We start from the raw sequence: 24,049 nt of genomic DNA, 5'->3' as shown, positions 1-24,049 counted from the left end.
AAAAATCTTCTGATTGAATGGCCCAACGTGGATCTACGCGCCTTCGTGCTCGGCGGCAACTTCGGCCGCGAACCGACCATTCTCCCCTACCGCCCCGAACGACTGCTCACCGCCGTTATTCGATGATCGAAAAAAGACTGTGCGCTCTAGTTGCGCTCAAGGGTCGCACCGTTCTCTCGGACAATCTTCAAACTGCCGTCTATGTCTGTAAGCCACAATGACCAGGTCGAACGCCCAGACGCTTTAGCGCCCCTGGCAGGCGATGCGGCCAACCAAGCGATCACGGCGTCTACTACGCAGCCTTCCGAAGAGCACTTCACTTTGAAGCTCCCCGGTTCTACCCGGTAACTGCGTACTGGCCAACGACTAGCAAAATCTTCTTTCTCGGTCATCACCTCCGCATGGGTAAAAGGGTTGCCGTAAAAGTCCACGAAAGGCGCGTAGTACGTTGCTAGACGAGGTAGGGCTTGGTCGTTCGGAAGCGACCAGTCCGCATTAACACTAGCGAGTAGAATGGCAGATGCTTCCTCCATGGTCGGCAATGGCGGTAGGTTAGGAGGTGTTGCTGCAGCCGGCGCCTCGGCTGGTGCAGGGTCCGTAAGGTTGGGAAGGCGATCCAGTACCTTGGGGTTCGTCGATAGATACGCATCGACTTCTGCGACACGATCGGAGCCAGCAATATCAGCTTCAGAGCGATTCAGGAGCTGCTTCTCCGCGGCCTTAAAATAGTAGATGTCAGTTGTCCCAAACATCTTCTCGTAGACGAAAGGTGGAGTGTCGAACTCGTTCATGATGCCGATGATATCAGCGGTGGTGTACTGCGTTGCGGCAGTTGCAATGTCCTTGCGAACTGCCCCATCTGCGTCCGGTCCGCCAGAATAGAACTGATGGACACCCAGTTCCCCGATCACAAGGCGGTGCTGTCCACCAAGAAAAACGGTCGCACAGGCAGACTCGCAGCTGGCTCCCATAGGCACGTAAGTGCCTACGTTGTTGTCATGCAGGATCGCTGCAATCTGCAGTCCCTCATAGAGACTACCACCCGGGCTCGCAGTGACAACGAGGTCGATTGATTGATCACGCATTGCACGTCGCAGTTCGAATGAGTCTCTGTCTTGGATTTCGCTCATTAGGAACAGCACACTAGGTAGGTCGGAATTGTGTTGAAAGCTTCCATAGGAAGTAGTCTCAGCCAGTGCAGAGCTGGCACCGACTGTGATGACTGCTATTACAAGATCGCGCAAACTGATCATGTTGCCTCTTGGACTGGGCCGGATTTTCGACTGAGCGAAACACGGGCGCCGAACTTACACAAGACCCTTCATGTTGCCTGACTGACACCTTTCTCCCGCCGTCGCGCCTTAGGATAGGTTAGAAGTCGGAGCCTTCACCAGGTGTCCAATCTGGCGAAACTCTTCGAATGCAAAGCAGCGCACTGGCCGATCTGCTGTCCCTTTCGAATACCGGCAATGCCTAATCTGCCGGATCGATAGGTGACAGTTCGACTACAGTTCCAGATCGCGCAGATGCGCCGCGGATCCAAATCGATTGGATGATTCAGGAAATCTATTACTTTTTAATATCTTATGGTCAAACCACCATACTGGTGCAGTCATGAGGTCCAGAGAGGACAGGCCTAGAGAGACTGTTTTCGCGCTTCGTGCCGCCGAGGCGAGTGCTCAGGCCCATCCCCATAAGCCCCGAAAACAATGGAAAAATCCGGACGCGCCGGGATCGGGAGAACACTTTCGTGAGGTCAAGTGGCGGAGAGGGTGGGATTCGAACCCACGGTAGGCGCAAACCTACAACGGTTTTCGAGACCGCCACGATCGACCACTCCGTCACCTCTCCGCGCTTCAGGGGTCGTCTATGTGGCGGGGTGGATAGCCGGGTGCCGCGCGATGCGCAAGAGGCAATCGGAAGTTTGCGTCACGGCGGCGAATGCGCGTGATCACGGGCTGTTGCGGTCCGGTGCCTTGGCAAGGGCGGGGGAAGGGTCTACCTAACCCCTTGCGGTCCACGGGGGCCGCCAGCTCTGGACCCATGCCCATGCTTCTGTCGCGTCTTGCCCTTGCCGCCTTCCTTGCGACCGCCGTGCCGCTGGCGGCCGAGACCGTTACAGAGCAGCCCGGGGCCGAAGTTTCTCCTGACCGGATTGGAGAGGTGCTGCAGCTGGATGCCCTTTTTGCCGTGCTGCGCGAGGAGGGGCTGGCCCATGGCACCACGCTGGAGGAGGACATGTTCCCCTCGGGCGGCGGGGCAGAGTGGCAGGCGGCGGTGTCGGCGATCTATGATGCGGACCGGCTGCGGTCGGGGTTTGATGCGGTGCTTCAGGAACAGCTCGCCTCGGACCCCGCGGCGGTCGAGGGGATCGTGGCCTTTTTCGGCTCGGACCCTGGCCAGAAGATCCTGGGTCTCGAGATCGAGGCACGGCGGGCATTTCTGGACACCGCTGCGGAAGAGGCCGCCCGGGTGGCGGCGGACGATGCGGCCGCAGCGCGGGACCCGAAGGTGGCGCAGGTGCGCCGGATGATCGAAGCCGCGGACCTGGTGGAAATGAACGTCGCAGGCTCGATGTCGGGCAATCTGGCCTTCATGACCGGCATGGCAAGCACCGGCGCATACGGGTCGGACATGCCAGCGGACCAGATCCTGTCGGACATCTGGGCGCAGGAAGAACAGGTCCGGGCGGACACCTCGACCTGGCTTTATGCCTATCTGGGACTGGCCTATTCGCCGCTCAGCGAGGCGGAGATGGACAGTTACATCGACTTCTGGGAAAGCCCCGCCGGCCAGCGGCTGAACGCGGCGCTGTTCACCGCCTTCGACCAGGTTTTTCGCCAGGTTTCCCTTGAGCTGGGCCGTGCCGCCGGGCGGGCGATCCAGGGGCGCGATATCTGATGCGGGGCGCTTGACACTTGGGCCGCTTCACAGCATAAGCGCGCATCCCGGGCAGAGGCGACTCTTGGCCGGGTACTATGTTTTCAATGACGCCCCATCTGGGGGCGCGCTGTCCGAGGCGGGGGTGACCCCGAGAACACCCGACCGGGGGCCACAGGGCGCGGAGCGATGGAAGGAAAGACCATGTTTGCGGTCCTCAAGACCGGCGGCAAGCAATACAAGGTGCAGGCGGGTGACGTTCTGCGCGTTGAAAAGCTTGATGCCGTTGCCGGTGACAAGATCCAGTTCAACGACATCCTGATGGTCGGCACCACCGTTGGTGCGCCGCTGGTTGCAGGCGCGGCCGTCCAGGCCGAGGTCATCGACCAGATCAAGGGCGAAAAGACCATCCACTATGTCAAGCGCCGCCGGAAGCATTCTTCCCAGCGCACCAAGGGCCACCGCCAGCACCTGACTCTGGTGCGCGTGACCGACGTGCTGGAAAAGGGCGCGGACAAGTCGGGCGTGAAGGCCGCCGTCGGCACCGCTGCCGCCCGCGTCGCCGCGCATGAGGCCCCCGGCGCGAAAGCTGCCGAAAAGGCCGAGAAACCGAAGCGTGCCTCCAAGGCCGCTGCAGCGCAGGAGTAATCCCCCATGGCACACAAGAAAGCAGGCGGTTCGTCCCGCAACGGCCGCGACTCGGCCGGTCGTCGCCTTGGCGTGAAACTGTTCGGTGGTCAGCACGCCATTCCGGGCAACATCATCTGCCGTCAGCGCGGGACCACCTGGTTCCCGGGCGAAGGCGTGGGCATGGGCACCGACCATACCATCTTCGCGACCGTCGAGGGCCGCGTGACCTTCAAGAAAGGTCTGAAGGGCCGCACCTTCATTTCGGTTCTCCCCGTCGCGGAGGCAGCCGAGTAAGCCGAACCTTTACAATCGGATTGTAGATGGGGGATCGGCCGAAGGGCCGGTCCCCTTTCTCGTCTCGGGGCCCGGTCAGGGAATGTGGCGGTCTGCCACGCGACGACCCTGAAAGGGCCAAACAATCGGGCGATTGCGCGGGTAACCGACAATCCCCACATGTGCTTCAAAGGAGGGAAGCCATGATCCTGGAGAAGTTCGCCGCTGCCACCGTTCTGCCGGTCGAAATCGTGACCGAGCGCTTCACGCTGCGCCCGGTGCGAAAATCCGACGCAGGTCTCTTTGCGCTTTATGCCGGTGACAAGCGCGTGGCCGAGGCGACGCAGGGCATTCCCCATCCCCTGCCGCCCGGCGCGGCCGAGGCCTTCTGCGCCCGTGCGATGGCGGCGGGGTCCGAGGAGGACATCTGGGTCATGGACGGCACGCGGTCGGACCTGCCCGAGGTCCTGGGGGTGCTCAGCCTGAAGAAGATGGACCGCAACCAGTCCGAGGTCGCCTTCTGGGTCGCCCCCGCCTTCTGGAACCACGGCATCGCGTCCGAGGCGGTGAATGCGCTGGTCGCAACGAACCCGCAGAAGAACTGCACGATGTTCGCGGAAGCCTTTCAGGACAATCCCGGCTCGGCCCGCGTCCTGACCAATGCGGGTTTCCAGTACCTCGGCGATGCCGAAAGCTTCTCTGTCGCGCGGGGCGTGAACGTGCCGACCTGGACCTATATCCGCAAGCTGGACTGATGCCACTCGCGACGCATTACCGGACGGCGCGGCTGGCCTTGCGGCCGGTCGCGGTGGCGGATGAGGCGGAGGTGGTGGTGGGGGTCGGTGACCTGGCGGTGTCGGGCTGGCTGGCTGTCGTGCCGCACCCCTATACCGCGGCGGACTTCCGATACTTCCTGACAGAGATCGCCGTGCCGGGCGAGACGTTCGCGATCGAGGACGCATCGGGCTTTGCCGGTATCATCTCGCTGGTGGACGGCGTCCTCGGCTATTGGCTGCATCCCCGAGCGCAGGGGAGGGGATACGCAACGGAAGCCGGGTTGTGCCTTGTCTCGGCACATTGCGCCGCCAGCGATGCGCCGCTGATCTCGGGCTACTTCGAGGGCAACACGCGGTCGGCGAATGTCTTGCGCAAGCTTGGATTCAGGGAAACCGGACGCGACGTGAAGCATTGCCGCGCCCGCGGGACCGATCTGCCGCATGTCGTCGTCGAGTTGACGCGCGAGGGGTTGGTTTAGCGACGATCCTCGTTCGCCTTCGGCTTCTCTTCGCAGGCCGCAGCGAAGAGGGACCAAGTCACCGATGAGCGGTCAGCCAAGGGGCGCGAGCAGCGCTTTCAGGGCGGTTAGCGGGTCTTCGGCAGACCAGATCTCTTCGCCCACGGCGAAGAAGTCGGTGACGGGGCCGAACTTCGCCACCAGCTCGGACGTCAGCGCGCCTTCGGCGATGATCGGGACCTCGATCACCTCGGACCACCATTCGAACAGTTCGAACGGCGCCTGGCTGCCGTCGCCAAGCGCAGTCGCGCCGATGGGGCCGAAGGCGGCGTAGTCCGCCCCCGCCTCTCCGGCGGTCATCCCGTCATGTTTTGACGCCCCGCAGAAAGCACCCACAATCGCGTCTGCGCCAAGGTCCTTGCGGGCCTTGCGGACGTTGCGCGACCCGTCGGTCAGGTGGACCCCGTCGAGGCCAAGCCGTTCGGCCAGGATCAGGTGGTTGTCGATCACCACAGCCACGTCACGGGCATGGCCTGCCTCGCGTGCGGCGTCTGCGGCGCGCATCAGGATGTCTTCGTCCCGGGTGCCGAGCGACAGCCGCAGGCAGGCGATCTCGGCCCCGTCAAGAACCCGGCCGATGCGGTCAGCGAAGGTATCGGGGTCGAAGGTCGGCGGGGTGATCAGGGTGATCTGCGGGCGCTCGTCTGCGGCCATTTCGGGCTCCGGAATGCTGTTCCGGCCCGTCTATCAGCGTTTTGCGGGCTTGGCTACCTTGGGCGGCAGTGCGCGGACAAAGGCGGTGGCGGCATCGAGAAGCCTGCGGCGGAGGGCGTCGTCGCCTGCGATTTCGGCGGGCACGCGGACCCAGCCGTCCATCACCCGCTCGCCCGCCCGCAGATGATCGGCGCCCGGCAGGGCCAGTGCCCAAGCGTCGTTGCCCTTGCCAAGCCGGACCATCAGCCCGTCGGTCCGCGCGCCGCACAGCAGGTGGCCGTTCCACATCCAAGCAAGGCCGCCGAACATCGTCGTCGTCGCCAGATTGTCGAGGTCGGCGAGGTTTTCGGACAGCACGGCCTCCAGCCCGGGATCGCGGGCCATGGCGTTCTCCTTGTCAGGGGCCGGGGATCAGCCTATCTCGGCCCGACGAAACCGGAAAGGTGCTTGCATGATCCCCCCCGTCTTCATCCTGGTCCGGCCGCAGATGGGCGAGAACATCGGCGCGGCGGCGCGGGCGATGCTGAACTTCGGTCTGGAGCGGATGCGGGTCGTGGGGCCGCGCGACGGCTGGCCGAACCCGAAGGCGGTGGCGATGGCGTCGGGGGCGGGGCGGCTCTTGGATCACGCGGGGCTGTTCCCGGACCTGGGCGGCGCGATTGCCGACTGCGACTTCGTCTTTGCCACCACGGCGCGGGGGCGGGAGCTTGTGAAAGAGGTGGTGACGCCGGAACGGGCGATGGAGATGGCCCGCGCGATGGGGGCGGAAGGCAAGCGGGTGGGTGTCCTGTTCGGGCCGGAGCGGGCGGGGCTGGAGAACGAGGACATCGTCCGGGCCAACGCCATCGTGACGGTGCCGGTGAACCCGGAGTTTCCCTCGCTGAACCTGGCGCAGTGTGTGCTTCTGCTGGGCTATGAATGGCAGCGGCAGGGGGCCACGGTTCCGGCCTCGGTCATGGAGCTGGCCCGGACGGAGTTCGCGAACCGGGAAGAGGTGGACCGGCTGGCGGACCATTTCGAGGAGCGGCTGGAGGCGGCGGGGTTCTTCTTTCCCGAGACAAAGGTGGAGGGGATGAAGGCGAACCTGCGGAACATGTGGGGGCGGCTGGGGCTGACCCGGGCCGAGGTGCAGACCTTCCACGGGATGCTGCGGCAGATCGCGTTCAAGCTGAAAAAGCAGGGCGACTGAAAGACGTGTCCACAGTGGACAATCCGTGAAAAAGTCACAATTTCAATGAGTTGTTCGTGGGCGTTAGGGGTTTCTTAACCCGGGCGTCTGGCCATGTGGCGGGCCGTTGGACCGGGGGGGCCACCCCCCGGACCCCCGGGGATATTTGGGGAAGCGGAAGCCGTGCAGGGGACGCGTGCGACATCCGGCGCCGGGCGTGCATCTGCCGCCGCAAGGGCGGGGGGCTTGGCCTTTGGCGGGCCGCATGGGTATCATGGCCGGATAACAAGAGCAGCAGGCGGGCAGGACGATGATTGAGGCAGCAACCGGCAAAGGTTTCACGCGGCGCGCGGGTCTGATGGTGGGGGCGGCTGCACTGTTGTCAGCCTGTATCGGGGGAGGTGGCAGGTCTTCGGGCGGCGCAGGTGGGGGCTACCGCGCACCTGACCCGGCACCCCGGGCAGTGCCGAATGCCGGGTGGGACGCCTGGGTTGAGGGGTTCAAGGGCCGGGCGGCCTCGCGCGGGATTTCGTCCGGGACGATTGACGCGGCGTTCCGGGGGGCGGGGTTCATTCCCGAGGTCATCGAGAAGGACCGCAACCAGACCGAGTTCACCCGGACGTTGGAGGATTATCTGAACATTGCCGCCTCGGACGAGAGGGTGAGCCTCGGCCGCCAGAAGTTCGCGCAGTATGGCGGGACGTTGCAGGCGATCGAGGCCCGCTATGGGGTCGAGGGCCATGTGGTGGCCGCGGTCTGGGGGCTGGAGAGCTTTTTCGGGACGCGGCGCGGCAATGTGCCGGTCGTCTCGGCCCTGTCGACCCTGGCCTATGAGGGGCGGCGGGGGGAGTTCTTCGAATCGCAGCTGGTGGCGGCACTGAAGATCCTGCAGGCGGGGGACGTCTCGCCGCAGGGGATGACGGGGAGTTGGGCGGGGGCGATGGGGCATACCCAGTTCATCCCGACCTCGTATCTCGCCTATGCGGTGGATTTCACCGGCGACGGGCGGCGCGACATCTGGTCGGAGGACCCGACGGATGCCCTGGCCTCGACCGCGGCCTATCTGGCGAAGTCCGGCTGGACCCGGGGGCTGCCCTGGGGGATGGAGGTCGTGGTCCCGGCGGGGTTCAACACCGGGCTCCTGGGGCGCGGCAAGGGCCAGTCGGCCGAGGCCTGGGCGGGTCTTGGCGTGCGGTCAGCCGACGGGCGGGCGCTGGCGGGCGGGTCGATCATTGCGGGCGGGAACGGGGGTGGGGCGCCGTACTTCCTGCTGACGCAGAACTTCGCGACGATCCTGCGTTACAACAACGCGCAAAGCTACGCGATTGGCGTGGGGCACCTGTCCGACCGGCTGTTGGGGTGGGGCGCGGTGCAGGCCTCGTTCGGGCCAGATGCGACGGGCATGACCAAGGCCGACCGTCAGGAATTGCAGCGTCTGCTGACGGCGCGGGGCTTCGACACGGGCGGGACCGACGGGGTGATCGGGGGCAAGACCAAGGCCGCGATCAGCGCCTATGAGGCGAGTGTGGGGCTGCCGGTGACGGGGGAACCGTCGCTGGAGCTGTTGCGTCGTCTGCGGTGACGGGGCGGTGGGCGGATTGCCCACCCTACGGGGGTCTGAGAATGACACATCGCGTCTATGGCATGAGCTTTGCCAAACTTTACCCGGTCTACCTGGCGAAGGTGGAGCGGAAGGGGCGGAGCAAGGCTGACCTGGATGCGGTGCTGTTCTGGCTGACGGGGCATGATGCGGACAGCCTGGAGCGCGTGATGGCGGAGGGGCTGGATCTGGAGCGGTTCTTTGCCGAGGCCCCGGCGCTGAACCCGGCGCGGGTGCAGGTGACGGGCGTGATCTGCGGGGTCCGGATCGAGGAGATCGCCGAGCCCGTGATGCGCGAGATCCGGATCCTGGACAAACTGGTCGACGAGCTGGCGAAGGGACGGCCTTTGGCGAAGGTGCTGCGGCAGGGGTAGCCCGACCCGTGGGGGCAGGCGGCGGAGCCTCCGGCGGGAGTATTTGGGAAAAGAGCAAACGCTGCGGGCTATTCCACGGCGCCGACATGCGCGGTGCGGATCACCCGTTCGCAGTGCTGGGCGAGGACCTTGCGGTTTTCAAAGGCGTCCACGGGGACCTCGGGGTGGAAGAAGACCTCGACCCGACCCTGGCGGGGGGTGGCGAGGGTTTTCAGCAGGTGGCTCGCGAAGTCCATGTCGCCCCACCAGCCGTAGTGCCGGGGGTCGGCGCCTGCAGGGGCGTGGAAGACCACGGTCACCGGCTGGATATGCATCGTGTGTTCCAGGGCGGGTGAGAAGAAGGCCTGGAAGAGTGTGGACTTGAACGGCAGGACGCGGATCGCGTCGGTGGAGGTGCCTTCGGGGAAAAAGAGCAGGCGATGCCCGGCCTGGAGGCGCTGTTCGAAGATGTCCTGCTGTTTCTTCGCCTCGGTCCCCTTGCGGGCGATGAAGATGGTGCCGGTGGCGCGGGCAAGCCAGCCGATTCCGGGCCAGCCGGCGACCTCGGACTTGGCGACGAAGTAGACGGTCTGGACCGCGTTCAGGACGAAGATGTCGAGCCAGGAGGAATGGTTGGCCACGATCGCTCCGGGCCGGGTCATAGGCGTGCCGTGGACGCTGAGTGGCAGGCGCAACAGGCGGAGCGCGGTGCGGCAGACGAACTTGGTGATGTGCGGGGTGACGGAGCGGGCCTGGCCAAAAAGCGGCCATTCGACGAGCCGGACGAGAAGCAGGACCACAAGCCCGCCGTAGGTCAGCCCGCCGACCAGCGCCCCGCGCCACAGGACGCGCAGCCAGCCCAGGGGGGTGACGCGGAAGGGGGGCGGGGGCACGTCCTTCCAGTCGGTCATGGGCCCGCCTTGCGGATGTAGAACTCACGGTGGCGGGCGGACATCTGGCCGGTGTCCATCACCAGGCAGACGTCGGTGGTGTTGAAGTCCCGGTCGATCCAGGCGCCGTCGCCGACAAAGCCGCCGAGGCGGAGGTACGCCTTGATCAGCGCGGGCGTGGCGGCCATCGCGGCGCGGCGGTCGAGCTGGTCCCTGGGGATCAGGTCCATTTCCTGCCGCTGCGGGGACAGTGCGCGGACCCGCATCTCGGGCGGGGCGAGGTGGTGGTGGTGCAGGTAGGAGAGCGGCTGGGCCAAGGCGGCGATGTCGGTGCCGTGGAAGGAAGCGGCGCCGAACAGCACCTCGATCCCGCGGTCGAGGACGTATTCGGCGAGGCCGTTCCAGAGATGGAACATGGCGGTGCCGCCGCGGTGGTCGGCGTGGACGCAGGAGCGGCCGAGTTCAAGAAGCTTGCGGCCCGAGGCGAGGAGGGGGGTCAGGTCGAACTCGGTTTCCGAATAGAACCGCCCGGCCGCGGCGCGGCGGTCCGAAGGCAGGACGCGGTAGGCGCCGATGACATGGGTGTGGCTGGCAGGGTCGATGCGGCGGTCGACAAGGATCAGGTGGTCGAAATGCGGGTCGAAGGCATCGCGTTCGAGGCCAAGGGCGTGATCGACGAGCGGGCCGTCGCCGCCCAGTTCCCGGACGAAGACCTGATAGCGCAGCGCCTGCGCCGCCGTCAGGTCATCGGGCGTTGTCGCCAGCCGGACGGCATAGGGGGCAGGTTCGGCAGACATCCGTGGGGATCTGGCGCTTTGCTACGGGCTTTTGTCGCGTCTGACTTAGCCATGGGGCGGCTGCAATGCAACCGTTCGCCGGTTCACCGCTGACGCAAGCAATTCCCGGTTGAGTTTCTGCGCCGGATTCGCACTATGGGTGTTGAGGTCCGGCCACTGGCAGAAGGAAGACGCGCTTGCTGTCGATCACGACTTTCCCGGCGTGTTCAAAGTTCACTGTCACCTTGTTGTCGATATTCGACTGTACCTGACCGAGACCCCAGTCTGCCTGATCCGGGTGTCGCACCAGCATGCCCGGTTCGAGAAGTGCCACCATATCAAGTCCTTTCGCCCGGTTCGATGATGCAAGACAAGCCCGACCTCGCCGCCCTGATCGCCTCGCGCATCTGCCATGACCTTATCAGCCCGATCGGGGCGATAGGCAACGGGGTGGAGCTTCTGGCGATGGAGCCGGGTGCGGTGCGGCCGGAGATGGCGCTGATTTCGGAAAGCGTGGCCAATGCCAATGCGCGCATCCGGTTCTTCCGTGTGTGCTTTGGCCAGGCGACGAGCGACCAGCGGATCGCGCGGTCCGAGGTGGCCTCGATCCTGGGTGACTTGGGGCGTGGGGGGCGGATCAGCTATGCATGGACGAGCCCGGGCGATCTGTCCCGGCGCGAGGTGCGGCTGGCGTTCCTTCTTCTGCAATGCCTGGAAAGCGCGCTGGCCTATGGCGGAAAGATCAGCGTGACGCGGTCTGACCTGGGCTGGCAGGTGCTGGCCGAGGCGCCGCGGCTGAAAGTGGACCCGGCGCTGTGGGAGGTCCTGACCGAACCCCGCGCGCCGGCAGAGATCGGCGCGAACCAGGTGCATTTCGCGCTGGTGCCGGATGAGCTGGCGCGGCAAGGGCGGCGGCTGATCACCGAAATAGGCGAGACGACGATCAAGCTGACGTTCTAGACCTCAGGTCCGGATCGTCCCGTCGCCCGTCACCAGATATTTGAAGCTGCACAGCTGCTCGGCCCCCACGGGGCCGCGGGCGTGCATCTTGCCGGTGGCGATGCCGATTTCCGCGCCCATGCCGAACTCGCCCCCATCGGCGAACTGTGTCGAGGCGTTGCGCATCAGGATGGCGCTGTCGAGCCGCTGGAAGAAGCGCTCGGCGGTGGCGTCGTTTTCGGTCAGGATCGCTTCGGTATGCTGGCTGCCGTATTTGCGGATGTGGTCGATGGCCTGATCGACGCCGTCCACCAGCTTGGCAGCGATGATCATGTCCAGGAATTCCTTGCCAAAGTCGTCCGGTGCGGCGCGTTTGGTGCCGGGGATCTTCAGCAACTCGCCCTCGGTGCGGACTTCGACTCCGGCCTTGAGGAGGTCCTCGATCAGAACGGCCCCGTGCTTGGTGTAGAACTGCCAGTCGATCAGGAGGCATTCGGCCGAGCCGCAGATGCCGGTGCGGCGGGTCTTGGCGTTCAGGACCACGCGGCGGGCTTTCTCCAGGTCGGCGTCGCGGTCGGCGTAGACGTGGCAGATGCCCTCAAGGTGCGCGAAGACCGGCACGCGGGCCTCGCGCTGGACGAGGCCGACAAGACCCTTGCCGCCCCGGGGGACGATGACGTCGATGTATTGCGTGGCCTGCAGCATCGCCGTCACCATCTCGCGGTCGCGGGTCGGGATGAACTGGATTGCGGCGGCGGGGAGGTTCGCGGATTTCAGGCCGTCGAGCATGCAGGAGTGGATGGCTTCCGAGGTCTCGAAGCTTTCACTGCCGCCCCGCAGGATCACGGCGTTACCGGACTTGAGGCAGAGGGCGCCGGCGTCGGCGGTGACGTTCGGGCGGGATTCGTAGATCACGCCGACGACGCCCAGGGGCGTGGCGACGCGCTGGATGTGGAGGCCATTGGGTCGGTCCCATTCAGCCAGGATGCGGCCGACGGGGTCCTTCTGTTCCGCGATCTGGCGCAGCGCATCGACGATCCCGCGCAGGCGGTTCTCGTCCAGCCGCAGGCGGTCGCGCATGGCGGGGGTGATGCCCTTCTGGTCGGCGGCGTCGAGGTCGAGGGTGTTGGCGTCGAAGATTTCCTGACGGCGGCGCCAGACGGCATCGGCAGCGGCGATCAGGGCTGCGGCTTTGCGTTCTGAGGATGCGCAGGCCAGTTCGGCCGCTGCGGCGCGGGCCTTGGTGCCGATTTCGGTCATCAGGTCGGTGAACTGGCCGTCCATTGTCTCGCTCCGTTTCAAATGGGGCGCAAAAGTTTTCGAAAACTTTTGCAAATTCCTTCGAAGGAATTTGGGCCCCTCAAACCACCATGTCGTCCCGGTGCACCAGCGCCGCGCGGCCCTGATAGCCAAGGATCGCCTCGATCTCGTTCGACCGGTGCCCGGCGATCTTGCGGGCCTCGGCGGAAGTGTAGCGCACCAGACCCTTGCCGAGAACCACGCCTTCGGGCGAGAGGATCGCCACCGGCTCGCCGCGCCCGAAGCTGCCGGTCACCTTGGTAACCCCTGCGGGTAGCAGGCTTTTCCCGGCCCGCAGCGCTGTGACCGCGCCCGCGTCGAGCATAAGTTCGCCCTTCGGCTTCATCGCGTTGATCCAGCGCTTGCGGGCGACATGTGGGTCGGCAGAGGGGACGAACCAGGTGCGTGTCGCACCTTCGGCCAGCGCCTTCAGGGGGCGTAGGGTCGAGCCTTCCATGATCGCCATCGCGCAGCCGCCTGCGACGGCGGTCTTGGCGGCGAGGAGTTTGGTCTTCATGCCGCCCTTGGAGAGGCCGCTGATCGGGTCGCCCGCCATCGCCTCGATTTCCGGCGTGATGGTGTCGACCACGTCGAAGCGAGTGGCCGTCGCGTCTTCCTTAGGGTTGGCGGTGTAGAAGCCGTCGACGTCGGAGAGGAGGACCAGCTGGTCCGCCCCCGCCGTTACCGCGATCTGTGCCGCCAGCCGGTCGTTGTCGCCAAAGCGGATTTCGTCGGTGGCGACGGTGTCGTTCTCGTTCACGATCGGCACGACGCCAAGGCTGAGCAGGGTCTCCATCGTCGCGCGGGAGTTGAGGTAACGGCGGCGGTCCTCGGTGTCTTCCAGCGTCACCAGGATTTGCGCGGTGGTGATGCCGTGGGGGGCGAGGACTTCCTCGTAGGCGCGGGCGAGGCGGATCTGGCCTACCGCAGCGGCGGCCTGGGACTGTTCAAGTGTCAGGACGCCATCGCCAAGGTTCAGGACCTTGCGACCGAGCGCGATGGAACCGGAGGAGACGAGGACGACATCGGTGCCACGGGACTTCGCCTCGGCCACGTCGAGGGCGAGGGCGGAGAGCCAGTTCTGCTTGAGGCCCGTCTTGCGATCGACAAGGAGGGCGGAGCCGATCTTCACCACCAGCCGCTTCGCTGTGCGGATGTCGGGCGCTTGAAGGGTCAAGGTTGCCACGGCGCGGACTCCTCGGCGGGGGCCTCCGCCGTGATGGTGGCATAGAGGGCGCGGAGGACCTCGGGCAAGCCCTTGCCGGAGACGCCGGAGATGACGTGGACCGGGCCGCCGGAAGCTTTCTCCAAAGCACGGCGGCGGTCGCTGATCTGTTTCGCGTCCATCGCGTCGGTCTTGTTCAGGGCGACAATGCGGGGCTTGTCGCCCAGAACTTCAGAATATGCTTCAAGTTCGGTCACGATGGTCTTGAAATCCTTCGTGATTGTCGAAGACGTTCCGTCGACCAGATGCAGCAGGACCTTGCAGCGTTCGACATGGGCGAGGAACTGCGTGCCAAGGCCGCGGCCTTCGGAGGCGCCCTCGATCAGGCCGGGGATGTCGGCCATGACGAACTCGTGCCCGTCGATGCCGACGACGCCGAGGTTCGGGACCAGCGTGGTGAACGGGTAGTCGGCGATCTTGGGCCGCGCGTTCGAGACGGCGGCAAGGAAGGTGGACTTGCCGGCGTTCGGCAGGCCCACAAGGCCTGCATCGGCGATCAGCTTCAGGCGCAGCCAGATGGTGCGCTCGATGCCTTCCTGGCCGGGGTTCGCGCGGGCGGGCGCGCGGTTGGTACTGGACTTGAAGCGCAGGTTGCCCCAGCCGCCATTGCCGCCTTCGGCGAGGCAGACGCGCTGGCCGACTTCGGTGAGGTCGGCAAGGACCGTTTCCTCGTCCTCGTCCAGGATTTCGGTGCCGAGGGGCACCTTCAGCACGATGTCGTCGCCCGATTTGCCGGTCTTCTGGTTGCCCATGCCGGGCTGGCCGGACTTGGCGAAGAAATGCTGCTGGTAGCGGTAGTCGATGAGGGTGTTCAGCCCTTCCACCGCCTCGGCCCAGACGGACCCGCCATGGCCGCCATCACCGCCATCGGGGCCGCCGAATTCGACGAACTTCTCACGCCGGAACGACACGCAGCCGGCCCCGCCGCCGCCGGAGCGGATGTAGACTTTGGCAAGGTCGAGGAACTTCATGGCGGCGCTTTCGGGCAGGGTCAAAGCGCGGGGATACAGGAAGCGGGGCGGATGCTCAAGCGATGCTCCCATCAACGCTCCTCGTGCGCCTTCGGCTTCTCGTCGGCGGAGGAGCGGTCGGGCGGAGCGTTAAGTCGCAGGGCCTTGAAGGTGGGGGTGGGCGGGCCTAGTGTCCCGGCCCAAGACCAAGAGGTAAGCGGATGGCCACAAAGCGCAGCATTTTCGAAGAAGTTGGTTCTGAGCAGAAGGCCCCAGTCGCTCCGGTCGGTGGCGGGATCGATGCCCGGCCCAAGGGCGCACGACGTGGAATCCGACTGTGGCTGGTAGCACTGTTCCTGTTGGTCGCGACGATGATCGCTGTGGGCGGGCTGACGCGGCTGACCGACTCGGGGCTGTCTATCACGGAATGGAAGCCGGTAACCGGGGCACTGCCGCCGATGGATGAGGCCGCTTGGCAGGCGGAGTTCGACAAATACCGGGCCATCCCGGAATACCAGTTGCAGAACAAGGGGATGAGCCTTGAGGCCTTCAAGACGATCTACTGGTGGGAATGGGGCCATCGCCAGTTGGGGCGGGTGATCGGGCTGGTCTGGGCGGTGGGGTTCCTGGGCTTTGCCGTGGCGCGACAGATCCCGCCGGGCTGGACTGGGCGCTTGCTGCTGCTGGGGGGACTTGGTGGGTTACAGGGGGCCATCGGCTGGTGGATGGTTTCTTCCGGCCTTGAGGGCGAGATGCTCGACGTGGCCTCCTATCGCCTGGCAACCCATCTTGGCCTTGCCTTCGTGATCCTTGGCTTCCTTGCCTGGTATGTCTTCCTGCTGGGGCGAAGCGAGGCCGAGCTGATGACCGCGCGGCGGGGCCGGGAGGCGAAGCTCTTCAGCCTTTCCACGGGCCTGATGCATTTCGCCTTTCTGCAGATCGTGCTGGGCGCGCTGGTCGCGGGGATCGACGCGGGACGGGCATTTCCGACCTGGCCCTTGATGAACGGGCAGTTCTTCCCGGCGGATGCGTTCTATGTGCCGGATGGGAACGGGGGCACGCTGCCGGTCTGGCACGCGTACTTTGAGAACCCGGGGCTGGTGCAGTTCATTCACCGGATGTCGGGGTATCTGCTTTTCGCCTTCGGGATCGTGGTCTGGTTGCGGGGGCGCAAGTCCAGCTACCAGGCGACGCAGATGGCGTTCCATCAGGTCATGGCGATGCTGGTCGTTCAGATGGCGCTTGGCATCGCGACGGTCCTGACCGTGGCACATGTCCATGTCGCGATCACCCACCAGATCGGGGCGGTGATCCTTTGGGTGCTGATCCTGCGGGCGCGGCATCTGTCTCAATATCCTGTCGCAGGGTCGATCCGGGAGGGAACCGCATGAGCGCGTTTGAGGAATTGATGGCGTTTCAGCGCCAGACCGAGGCTTTGGCGCAGGTCGCAGGGCGGCTGGGCTGGGACCAGGAGACGGTGATGCCGGAAGGCAGTGCCGGGCAGCGGGCCGAGGAGATTGGGGCGCTGGAGGGCGTGCTGCACGCGCGGCGGACCGATCCCCGGATTTCAGGCTGGCTGGAGGCGGCGAAGGCCCCTGACGCGGTGGGCGAGGCGCAGTTGCGGCAAATCCGGCGGTCGTACACCAGGACAATAAAGGTGCCGGCCAAGCTTGCCGAAGAGATTGCGACGACGATGTCCTTGGCTCAGGGGATCTGGGCGGAGTGTCGGGGGCGAGAGGATGTGGCGGGGTTCCTTCCCACGCTGCGCAAGGTGGTGGACCTGAAGCGGGCCGAGGGCGCGGCACTGGCGGCGGGGGGGGACCCCTATGACGCGCTGGTCGACGATTACGAGCCGGGAATGACCGGGGCGGCGATTGCGGCGATGTTCGATGCGATGCGGCCAAGGCTGGTTGCGCTGCGGGAGAAGGTGCTGGGGGCTGCGGCTCCGAAAGGGGTGATTGGGACCTTCGGGCAGGATGACCAGCTGGCGCTGTCGCGGGAACTGGCGACGGTGTTCGGCTATGACTGGTCGCGGGGCAGGGTGGACCTGGCGGTGCATCCGTTCAGCTCGGGCTCGGGCCATGACGTGCGGATCACGACGCGGGTTTCCGAGACGGACCCGTTCAACTGCTTCTATTCCACGATCCACGAGGTCGGCCACGCGGCCTATGAGCAGGGGATCGATCCTTCCTATGCGCTGACCCCCATCGGGCAGGGCGTGTCGATGGGGGTGCATGAAAGTCAGAGCCGGTCTTATGAGAACCAACTGGGGCGGAGCCGCGCGTTTACCGGGTGGCTGTTCGGGCGGATGCGGGACATCTTCGGCGATTTCGGGATCGCGGATGCCGAGGGGTTCTACAAGGCGGTGAACCGGGTTCATCCGGGATATATCCGGACCGAGGCGGATGAGGTCCACTACAACCTGCACATCATGATGCGGTTCGATCTGGAGCGGGCGCTGATAAAGGGCGACCTGCAGGTCGAGGACCTGGAAGCGGCGTGGAACGATCGGTTCCGAGCGGATTTCGGGGTGGCGGTGGATCGGCCGTCGAACGGGATGCTGCAGGACGTGCACTGGTCTTGCGGCCTCTTCGGTTACTTCCCGACCTACACGCTGGGGAACGTCTATGCGGGGTGTCTGGTGAAGGCGCTGCGGGCGGAGATTACGGGGCTGGACGGGATGATGGCGCAGGGCGACGTCTCGGCGGCGACGGGGTGGCTGCGGGAGCGGCTGCAGCGGCATGGGGGGCTATACGAGCCCCGGGATGTCGTGCGGCGGGCCTGCGGGTTCGAGCCTTCGGAGGGGCCCTTGCTCGACTATCTGGAGGCCAAGTTCGGGGACATCTACGGGGTCTAGCGTGGAAGTGTCCACGGTGGAAAATCGCGGCATTCCCCTTGGGATCAATGGGTTGGTCTCGGACGTTAGGGAAATCTTAAGGTCTTGAAATTGGGTCTTCCGGATGGCTCGTCGTTGGACTTCGTCCCTCCTCGCGGGCGCGCGCCCGGCGAGACGCGGAAGGCGCACGAGGAGGTTTTTCCGGCGGAGGCGTGGCGGTGACCGAGAAGGGCGGATCGGCGGTCTGGCTGTTGGCTTTGGGCCAGACCCTGATCTATGCGGGCTGCTACTATTCCTTTCCCGCCTTGCTGCCTGACCTGGAGGCCGCGACCGGCTGGACCAAGGCGGAACTGGCGCTGGGGCCGACGCTGGCGTTTCTGGTCATGGCATGCCTGACGCCCTTCACCGGGCGGTTGGTGGACCGGGGTCTGGGTGGCGAGATGCTGGTCTGGTTGCCCGCGGTGATTGCGTTGGGGGTGGCGGGGCTGGGGCTGACGGGCGGCCTGGCCGGGTGGCTTGCCTTGTGGGCGCTGATTGGGGTGGCGCAGGCGGGAAGCCTGTATGAGACCTGCTTTGCCTTCCTGACCCGGAGATTGGGGGATGGGGCGCGGGCGGCAATCACGCAGGTCACCCTGGTCGCGGGGTTCGCGGGGACCGTGGCCTTTCCCTTGGGGCACTGGTGGGGCGCGAGCCTTGGCGGGCAGGGGGCATTGCTGGCCTTTGCCGCGCTGGTCCTTCTTGCTGCGCCGCTGAACGCGGTCGCCGTGCGGCAGTTGCGCAGGCGGGAGCGTGCTGGGCTGGTGATCCCGCCAAGCCCGCCGGGGGTTCTGCAGGCGGCGCTGCGGCGGCCGGCGTTCTGGGCCATCGCGCTGGGGTTCCTGGCGGTCTATCTGAACCACGGCATCCTCATTACCTATGCGCTGGTTCTGTTCGCCGACCGGGGGGCTGCGCCGGGGCTTGCGGCCCTTGCAGCGGCCTGCATCGGGCCTGCGCAGGTGGCGGGGCGGCTGGTCCTTCTGGCGGCGGGGGCACGGGTGACCACGGCGCAGGCGACGATGGCCTCGCTTGGCTCGATGGTGGTGGCGGGTGTCCTTCTGTGGTTGGCCGGGGCTGCGCCGGGTCTGATCTTTGCCTTTGCGCTGGCGCAGGGGGCGGGAATCGGGCTGACCTCGATCCTTCGGCCGGTGCTGATCGCGGAAATCCTGGGGCGGCAGGGGTTTGGAGCGATTTCGGGCGCGGCGGCGGTGGCGCCGATCCTCGCCTCGGCGGCGGCGCCTTCGGTTGGGGCCGGGTTACTGGCGCTGGGCGGCCCGGGGCTGGTCTATGCGGTTTGCCTGGGGTTGGCGGTGGTCGGGCTGGCGTTGATGGTGGGGCTTTTGGCGCGGCGGGAGTCGGTCTGAAGCCCAACCTGCGGGGTAGCGGCGGAGTCGGGGTGAACCCCGACCTACTTGCGGGTGAGGAAGGTTTCGATGCCTGCGGCGGTGTCAGGGCGCAGGGCGTTTTCGACGATGGCGGCACCCGCGACCTGGTAGGCCTGGTTGAGGGGCAGGCCAAGCTGGGCCTGGAAGGCGCGTTTGCCAAGGCGGATCGCGGCGGGGTCCTTCGCAGCGATCTGGCGGGCGAGTGTCAGGGTGTCCTCGGCCAGCCGGTCGGGCGGGGAGAGGCGGTTCACAACGCCCATCGTGTGGGCGCGGGGGGCGGAAAGGAAGTCTCCCGTCGTCAGCAGCTCGAACGCGGCACCCGGGGCAAGGCGGCGCGACAGGGCGACGGCGGGGGTGGAGCAGAAGAGGCCGAGGTTGATGCCGTTCACGCCGAAGCGCGTGGTCTCGGACGCGACGATCAGGTCGCAGGTGCAGGCCAGCTGGCAACCTGCAGCGGCGGCGACGCCCTGGACCTGGGCGATGACGGGTTGGGGGAGCGCGGCGATCTGCTGCATCAGGGCCGAGCAGCGGTCGAACAAAGCCTGGAACTGGGCGCGGCCCTGGTCGGGGGCTGCGCGGTAGGACTGCATTTCCTTCAGGTCGTGGCCGGCAGAGAAGGCCTTGCCCTCGGCTGCGAGGATCACGACGCGGATGGTCTCGTCTGCGGCGATGGCTGTGAAGGCGTCTTGCAGGGCCATCAGCATCGGGGTGGAGAGCGCGTTCAAGGTGCCGGGCGAGGCAAGGGTGACGGTGGCGATCCCGTCATGGACGTCACGTCGGATCAAGGTGTTGGTCATTGCGTCCCCCCAAGGCTTCGGGCCAGTCTAGGGGCTGCAAAGGGTGAGGGGAAGATGCAGCTGAAGATGGATGCGGCGGCGTTGCAGGCCTTCCTTGCGCAGGACTTCGGTCAGGTGGCAGCGGATTTCGCGGTTGAGCGGGCGGATGCGGCGGGAGTGGTGCTGCGGATGCGCGTGGCCGAGCGGCATCTGCGACCGGGGGGAACGGTGAGCGGGCCGTCGATCTTCGCGCTGGCGGATGTGGCGATGTATCTGGCGATCCTCAGCCGGATCGGGCCGGTGGCGCTGACGGTCACGACGAATTGCGCGATCGACTTCCTGCGCAAGCCCGCAGCGGGGCAGGACCTGCGCGGCGAGGCACGGGTGCTGAAGCTGGGGCGGAGCCTGGCGGTGGGCGACGTGCTGGTCTTCAGCGACGGCATGGCGGACCCGGTGGCGCGGGCGAGCCTGACCTATTCGATCCCGCCGAGCGCCCGGGCCGGGTCTTAGCCTTTCGGCTTGAGGAAACGGCCTTCGATCTGCGCGCCGCTTTCGATGACGAGGGCCGCGGTGGTGACATCCGCCTTAACCTGCGACGAGGCGCGGAGCGTGAAGCTTTCGCAGGCGACCTTGCCGTCGAACTTGCCCTTTACCTCGACGGTATGGGCGTTGACGGAGCCCTTGACGCGGCCTTCCTGGCCGATGATCAGCCCGTTGGCGGTGATGTTGCCGTCAATCTCGCCTAGAACCTCGACCCAGCCGGTCGACGTGATTTCCCCGGTGATCTTCAGGTCAGCGCCCAGAACCGAGCGCGCCGAGTTCGAGCCGGGGGCTGTGGGCCGCGAGACCGGGGGGGCGGAGGTCGGGTCGGAGGTCTTGGAGAACATGCGAGGCATCCTAGGGAGAAGGGTTGGCCTGATAAGGAAGGATCGTGGTTGTCGGGTCAAGGGCTGCGTTCATCCTGTGGCAGGTTTCCCCGGATGGATGTCGCAATGGGGCCTGACAAGGCGGGGGGCGTTTGATCAAATGGCCGGGGAATCAGGGGGTGATGATGCAGGATGCATTCTTCCAGCCGGTCTCGGGCTTTGACCTGCCGCGCTTTGCCGGGGTGCCGACCTTCATGCGGCTGCCGCATGTGCCGTTCGACCATCCGAGGTTTGCCGAGGTGCAGATCGGGTTGATCGGCGCGCCCTGGGACGGGGGGACGACGAACCGGCCGGGGCCTCGGCACGGGCCACGCCAGTTGCGGGACCTGTCGACGATGATCCGGGCGATGAACGGGGCGACCTGGGTGGCTCCGTTCGAACTGGTGCGCTGTGCGGACCTGGGGGATGTGGCGCCCAATCCGGGCGACCTGATGGATTCGATGGCGCGGATGGAGGCGTTCTATGCCCGCGTGGTGGCGGCGGGGATCAGGCCGCTGACGGGGGGCGGGGATCATCTGTGCAGCTTGCCGATCCTGCGGGCGGTGGCGAAGGCGCGTCCGGTGGGGATGATCCAGTTCGACAGCCATACCGACCTGAACGACGTCTATTTCGGGACCTCGCGGTACAATCACGGGACTCCGTTCCGGCGGGCGGTGGAGGAGGGGCTGATCGACCCCAAACGCTATTGCCTGATCGGCATCCGGGGCACGGCTTACGGGCGCGAGGACTGGGATTTCGCCGAGGCGAACGGCATCCGGATCATTCCGATTGCCGAGTTCCACGCCCGGGGGCCGGAGGACGTGATGGCCGAGGCGCGGGAGATCGTCGGGGCGGGGCCCGTTTACGTAACCTATGACATCGACTTCGTGGACCCGACCTTTGCGCCCGGGACGGGGACGCCGGAGGTGGGCGGGCCTACCTCCTGGCAGGCGCTGCAGGTGGCGCGGGGGTTGCGAGGGCTGGATGTCGTCGGGGCGGACTTGGTGGAGGTGTCGCCTCCGTTTGACGCTTCGGGTGGGACGGCTTGGCTGGGGATCAGCCTGATGTTCGAGATGCTGTGTGTCATGGCCGAACGTGTCGCGCGGGGCTGACCCCCGGGGCGCTGCCCCGGACCCCGGGATATTTGTGAACAGAAGAAAGGATGGCCGATGCGCGCCGAGATGATTATCACCAACGCGAAGGTCCTGACGATGGACGAGGGCCGTCCCCGGGCCGAGGCGGTGGCCTTTGGCGGTGGACGCATCCTTGCGGTCGGGTCTCGGGCCGAGGTGGAGGCGCTGGCGGGGCCTGCGACGCGCGTGGTGGATGCCGGGGGGCGGACGCTGCTGCCGGGGTTCGTGGAAAGCCACCTGCATCTGGTGCTGGGCGGCAACGAGCTTTCGCAACTACAGCTGGGCGGTGTTTCGGGCTTCGACGAACTGGCGCGGCTGTTCCGGGCCTATGCGGCGAAGAACCCCGGGCTGCCGCTCTTGATGGCGCAGGGGGCGGCTTATGAAATCCTCGACCATCCGGTGACGCGGCATGATCTGGACCGGGTGATCGCCGACCGCCCCATCGCGATGATGTCTCCGGACCACCACACGGTCTGGGCCAATACGGCGGCGCTTCAGGCGGCGGGGATTCTGCATGGCGCGGAAATGCCCGCAGGCCATGTCGTCGTGATGGGCGCGGACGGGACAGCGACGGGGGAGCTTCTGGAGTTCGAGGCGTTTTCTCCCGTGCTGGCGCTGACCGGGGACCTGCACCTTCAACTCGGGATCGCGACGGGCGGAGAGCCGGAACCCTGGCCTGACGCCGCTCAGCGGGCGAAGGACAAGGAGAAGGTGGCGGCGGGCCTTGCGCATTGCGCGATGCACGGGATCACCAGCATGGTGAACATGGACGGCAACCGCTATACCTGCGTCCTTCTGAAAGAGATGGAAGCCGAGGGGCGGCTGACCGCACGGGTCAAGGTGCCGTTCCACTTCAAGCCGCATATGGAACTCTCCGAGTTGGATCGGGCGTCGGCCATGGCCGAGGAGTTCACGGGCGAGTGGGTAACGAGCGGTTTCGTCAAGATGTTTCAGGACGGGGTCGTCGACAGCCGCACCGCCTATATGCTGCACGACTATCCGGGGACCAAGGAACGCGGTGCGCCGCTGTTCGAGCACGAGCGGTTCAAGGAAATCTGCCGGGAGATCTCGCGCCGCGACCTGCAGATCGCGGTCCATGCCATCGGCGACGGGGCAGTGCGGCAGACGATCGACGGCTATGAGGCGGCGGGGCGGCCTGACCTTCGGCATCGGATCGAGCATATCGAGCTGATCGACCGGGCCGACGTGCCCCGGCTGGGTGCGCTTGGGATCACGGCCTCGGTCCAGCCGCCGCATCCGCCGGGGGCGATGGATTTCCCGATGTCGACGATGGACCATGTCTTCCACAAGCATCGCTGGCAGGATGCCTATCTGACGAAGACGCTTGCCGACCACGGCGCGCCGCTGGCCTTTGCCTCCGACTGGCCGGTCACCGATGTGAGCGTGATGCGCGGTATCCAGGCGGCGCTGACCCGGGTGCCCTTTGATGGGTGTCAGGACGAACGCGTCGGGCTGATGGAATGCTTGCGCGCCTATACGGCGGGCGGGGCCTGGGCCGCGCATATGGAGGGGCTGACGGGGACACTGCGGGAAGGAATGGCGGCCGATCTGGTGCTGATCGACGGCGATGTCGAGGCGATTCCGCCCGAGAGGCTGGGAAAGACCGGAATCGCCCTGACGATTGCCGGGGGCAGGGTGACCCACGACCCTTCCGTGATGGCGGGAGGAGTGGCGTAACGCCTTGATTTCAGGCGGGAAGCTGGGGTTTCGGAAAAAATCGTCATCTTCCCGTCATTTTCTGCTTGCGGGTCCCGAGACCCGGGACTAAAAGCCCCCTCACCGAAACGGAACGGCGGCGGAAACGAAGCTGGGAAGGGACGGAAGCGGGGGTGAAACGCCGCGAAATCTTCGGATGCACGATGGCAGTACAGCCAGAAGTTCTGGCGTGCTGCGTGTTTTGTGTCCGCGCTCTTTGACATTGATGGAAGATGAAGGGATATGCGGGCGGTTTGGGCGCATCGGCGTCGTAATCGCAGCATATCGGCCTAGTAGGGTGTCTATCGAGAGATGGTGCCCGATGATCTAG

At 65.9% G+C, this 24,049-nt stretch carries 26 protein-coding genes and 1 tRNA gene; 15 read left to right on the top strand and 12 right to left on the bottom strand.

Features of this window, described 5'->3' with window-relative positions; translation table 11 throughout:
- Positions 1 to 146: 146 nt before the first annotated feature.
- Together E8M84_RS20675 and E8M84_RS20670 are read right to left on the bottom strand one after the other, a co-directional pair.
- A complete protein-coding gene (locus E8M84_RS20675; RefSeq protein ID WP_137113152.1) occupies positions 147 to 1,253 on the bottom strand; it encodes a hypothetical protein in 1,107 nt (368 codons plus the stop codon).
- 508 nt (positions 1,254 to 1,761) lie between these two features.
- Positions 1,762 to 1,851 (bottom strand) — tRNA-Ser (locus E8M84_RS20670).
- Between the two features lie 192 nt (positions 1,852 to 2,043).
- Here E8M84_RS20670 and E8M84_RS20665 point away from each other — a divergent pair.
- The 5 genes from E8M84_RS20665 to E8M84_RS20645 all read left to right on the top strand — a co-directional run bounded on the left by E8M84_RS20665 (position 2,044) and on the right by E8M84_RS20645 (position 5,038).
- The gene (locus tag E8M84_RS20665; protein WP_170972018.1) at positions 2,044 to 2,901 is read left to right on the top strand and encodes a DUF2059 domain-containing protein; all 858 of its coding nucleotides are present in this window, start codon (positions 2,044 to 2,046) and stop codon (positions 2,899 to 2,901) included.
- 183 nt (positions 2,902 to 3,084) lie between these two features.
- Positions 3,085 to 3,528 (top strand): 50S ribosomal protein L21, encoded by a 444-nt coding sequence (rplU, locus tag E8M84_RS20660; protein WP_137113150.1) that lies wholly within the window; start codon positions 3,085 to 3,087, stop codon positions 3,526 to 3,528.
- A gap of 6 nt (positions 3,529 to 3,534) precedes the next feature.
- The gene (gene rpmA, locus E8M84_RS20655) at positions 3,535 to 3,804 is read left to right on the top strand and encodes a 50S ribosomal protein L27 (protein ID WP_137113149.1); all 270 of its coding nucleotides are present in this window, start codon (positions 3,535 to 3,537) and stop codon (positions 3,802 to 3,804) included.
- A 182-nt stretch (positions 3,805 to 3,986) separates the two neighbouring features.
- Positions 3,987 to 4,538 carry a GNAT family N-acetyltransferase gene (locus tag E8M84_RS20650; RefSeq protein WP_137113148.1) on the top strand — a complete coding sequence of 184 codons (552 nt, stop codon included), beginning with the start codon at positions 3,987 to 3,989 and terminating at the stop codon, positions 4,536 to 4,538.
- The gene (locus E8M84_RS20645; RefSeq protein ID WP_137113147.1) at positions 4,538 to 5,038 is read left to right on the top strand and encodes a GNAT family N-acetyltransferase; all 501 of its coding nucleotides are present in this window, start codon (positions 4,538 to 4,540) and stop codon (positions 5,036 to 5,038) included. The genes E8M84_RS20650 and E8M84_RS20645 overlap by 1 nt, the downstream gene beginning before the upstream one ends.
- A 72-nt stretch (positions 5,039 to 5,110) precedes the next feature.
- Here E8M84_RS20645 and E8M84_RS20640 read toward each other — a convergent pair whose 3' ends face one another.
- On the bottom strand, positions 5,111 to 5,731 hold the full coding sequence (locus E8M84_RS20640) for a thiamine phosphate synthase (RefSeq protein ID WP_137113146.1): 621 nt from the start codon (positions 5,729 to 5,731) through the stop codon (positions 5,111 to 5,113).
- A gap of 33 nt (positions 5,732 to 5,764) precedes the next feature.
- Complete coding sequence (locus E8M84_RS20635) at positions 5,765 to 6,115, bottom strand: TfoX/Sxy family protein (RefSeq protein WP_137113145.1); 351 nt, start codon at positions 6,113 to 6,115, stop codon at positions 5,765 to 5,767.
- Between the two features lie 67 nt (positions 6,116 to 6,182).
- On the opposite strand from E8M84_RS20635, the gene E8M84_RS20630 reads away from it, so the two are divergent.
- The 3 genes from E8M84_RS20630 to E8M84_RS20620 all read left to right on the top strand — a co-directional run bounded on the left by E8M84_RS20630 (position 6,183) and on the right by E8M84_RS20620 (position 8,873).
- A complete protein-coding gene (locus E8M84_RS20630; RefSeq protein ID WP_137113144.1) occupies positions 6,183 to 6,920 on the top strand; it encodes an RNA methyltransferase in 738 nt (245 codons plus the stop codon).
- A 289-nt stretch (positions 6,921 to 7,209) separates the two neighbouring features.
- A complete protein-coding gene (locus tag E8M84_RS20625; RefSeq protein WP_137113143.1) occupies positions 7,210 to 8,481 on the top strand; it encodes a lytic murein transglycosylase in 1,272 nt (423 codons plus the stop codon).
- 41 nt (positions 8,482 to 8,522) lie between these two features.
- Positions 8,523 to 8,873 carry a DUF2200 domain-containing protein gene (locus tag E8M84_RS20620; RefSeq protein ID WP_137113142.1) on the top strand — a complete coding sequence of 117 codons (351 nt, stop codon included), beginning with the start codon at positions 8,523 to 8,525 and terminating at the stop codon, positions 8,871 to 8,873.
- 68 nt (positions 8,874 to 8,941) lie between these two features.
- On the opposite strand, the gene E8M84_RS20615 is transcribed toward E8M84_RS20620, so the two are convergent.
- The 3 genes from E8M84_RS20615 to E8M84_RS20605 all read right to left on the bottom strand — a co-directional run bounded on the left by E8M84_RS20615 (position 8,942) and on the right by E8M84_RS20605 (position 10,855).
- Complete coding sequence (locus tag E8M84_RS20615; protein ID WP_137113141.1) at positions 8,942 to 9,763, bottom strand: 1-acyl-sn-glycerol-3-phosphate acyltransferase; 822 nt, start codon at positions 9,761 to 9,763, stop codon at positions 8,942 to 8,944.
- A complete protein-coding gene (locus E8M84_RS20610) occupies positions 9,760 to 10,539 on the bottom strand; it encodes a GNAT family N-acetyltransferase (RefSeq protein WP_137113140.1) in 780 nt (259 codons plus the stop codon). Before E8M84_RS20610 ends, E8M84_RS20615 begins: the two co-directional genes overlap by 4 nt.
- 133 nt (positions 10,540 to 10,672) lie before the next feature.
- Entirely contained in the window at positions 10,673 to 10,855 is a 183-nt protein-coding gene (locus tag E8M84_RS20605; RefSeq protein WP_137113139.1) for a DUF3553 domain-containing protein, read from the bottom strand.
- Positions 10,856 to 10,881: 26 nt separating this feature from the next.
- Between E8M84_RS20605 and E8M84_RS20600 the strand changes: the two genes are divergently transcribed.
- Positions 10,882 to 11,478, top strand: coding sequence for a histidine phosphotransferase family protein (locus E8M84_RS20600; RefSeq protein ID WP_137113138.1), 597 nt, complete (start codon positions 10,882 to 10,884; stop codon positions 11,476 to 11,478).
- A gap of 3 nt (positions 11,479 to 11,481) precedes the next feature.
- On the opposite strand, the gene E8M84_RS20595 is transcribed toward E8M84_RS20600, so the two are convergent.
- From E8M84_RS20595 to obgE, 3 genes are all read right to left on the bottom strand, one after another.
- Entirely contained in the window at positions 11,482 to 12,741 is a 1,260-nt protein-coding gene (locus tag E8M84_RS20595) for a glutamate-5-semialdehyde dehydrogenase (protein WP_137113137.1), read from the bottom strand.
- A gap of 76 nt (positions 12,742 to 12,817) precedes the next feature.
- Positions 12,818 to 13,942: a glutamate 5-kinase gene (gene proB, locus E8M84_RS20590; protein WP_170972017.1), complete on the bottom strand. Its 1,125-nt coding sequence runs from the start codon at positions 13,940 to 13,942 to the stop codon at positions 12,818 to 12,820.
- Entirely contained in the window at positions 13,930 to 14,952 is a 1,023-nt protein-coding gene (gene obgE / locus E8M84_RS20585) for a GTPase ObgE (RefSeq protein ID WP_137113216.1), read from the bottom strand. The genes proB and obgE overlap by 13 nt, the downstream gene beginning before the upstream one ends.
- A 200-nt stretch (positions 14,953 to 15,152) precedes the next feature.
- Between obgE and ctaA the strand changes: the two genes are divergently transcribed.
- The 3 genes from ctaA (at position 15,153) to E8M84_RS20570 (ending at position 19,167) form a co-directional block, all read left to right on the top strand.
- Complete coding sequence (gene ctaA / locus E8M84_RS20580) at positions 15,153 to 16,322, top strand: heme A synthase (RefSeq protein WP_137113136.1); 1,170 nt, start codon at positions 15,153 to 15,155, stop codon at positions 16,320 to 16,322.
- Complete coding sequence (locus E8M84_RS20575) at positions 16,319 to 17,788, top strand: carboxypeptidase M32 (protein ID WP_137113135.1); 1,470 nt, start codon at positions 16,319 to 16,321, stop codon at positions 17,786 to 17,788. Before ctaA ends, E8M84_RS20575 begins: the two co-directional genes overlap by 4 nt.
- A gap of 197 nt (positions 17,789 to 17,985) precedes the next feature.
- Complete coding sequence (locus tag E8M84_RS20570) at positions 17,986 to 19,167, top strand: MFS transporter (protein ID WP_170972016.1); 1,182 nt, start codon at positions 17,986 to 17,988, stop codon at positions 19,165 to 19,167.
- A gap of 44 nt (positions 19,168 to 19,211) precedes the next feature.
- Here E8M84_RS20570 and E8M84_RS20565 read toward each other — a convergent pair whose 3' ends face one another.
- Entirely contained in the window at positions 19,212 to 19,985 is a 774-nt protein-coding gene (locus E8M84_RS20565; RefSeq protein WP_137113133.1) for an enoyl-CoA hydratase, read from the bottom strand.
- A gap of 54 nt (positions 19,986 to 20,039) precedes the next feature.
- On the opposite strand from E8M84_RS20565, the gene E8M84_RS20560 reads away from it, so the two are divergent.
- Positions 20,040 to 20,474, top strand: a complete 435-nt coding sequence (locus E8M84_RS20560) for a PaaI family thioesterase (RefSeq protein WP_137113132.1) — start codon at positions 20,040 to 20,042, stop codon at positions 20,472 to 20,474.
- On the opposite strand, the gene E8M84_RS20555 is transcribed toward E8M84_RS20560, so the two are convergent.
- A complete protein-coding gene (locus E8M84_RS20555) occupies positions 20,471 to 20,851 on the bottom strand; it encodes a polymer-forming cytoskeletal protein (RefSeq protein WP_137113131.1) in 381 nt (126 codons plus the stop codon). The genes E8M84_RS20560 and E8M84_RS20555 overlap by 4 nt on opposite strands.
- A gap of 164 nt (positions 20,852 to 21,015) precedes the next feature.
- On the opposite strand from E8M84_RS20555, the gene E8M84_RS20550 reads away from it, so the two are divergent.
- Together E8M84_RS20550 and E8M84_RS20545 are read left to right on the top strand one after the other, a co-directional pair.
- Positions 21,016 to 21,981, top strand: a complete 966-nt coding sequence (locus tag E8M84_RS20550; RefSeq protein WP_137113130.1) for an agmatinase — start codon at positions 21,016 to 21,018, stop codon at positions 21,979 to 21,981.
- 57 nt (positions 21,982 to 22,038) lie between these two features.
- Positions 22,039 to 23,700 (top strand): amidohydrolase, encoded by a 1,662-nt coding sequence (locus E8M84_RS20545; RefSeq protein WP_137113129.1) that lies wholly within the window; start codon positions 22,039 to 22,041, stop codon positions 23,698 to 23,700.
- The last annotated feature ends 349 nt before the right edge of the window (positions 23,701 to 24,049 follow it).

It is taken from the genome of Rhodobacter sp. SY28-1 (assembly GCF_005222785.1).
GTDB lineage: Bacteria > Pseudomonadota > Alphaproteobacteria > Rhodobacterales > Rhodobacteraceae > Tabrizicola.
The sequence above is the reverse complement of the archived record's forward strand: the minus strand, read 5'-3'. Positions and strand labels throughout refer to the sequence as shown.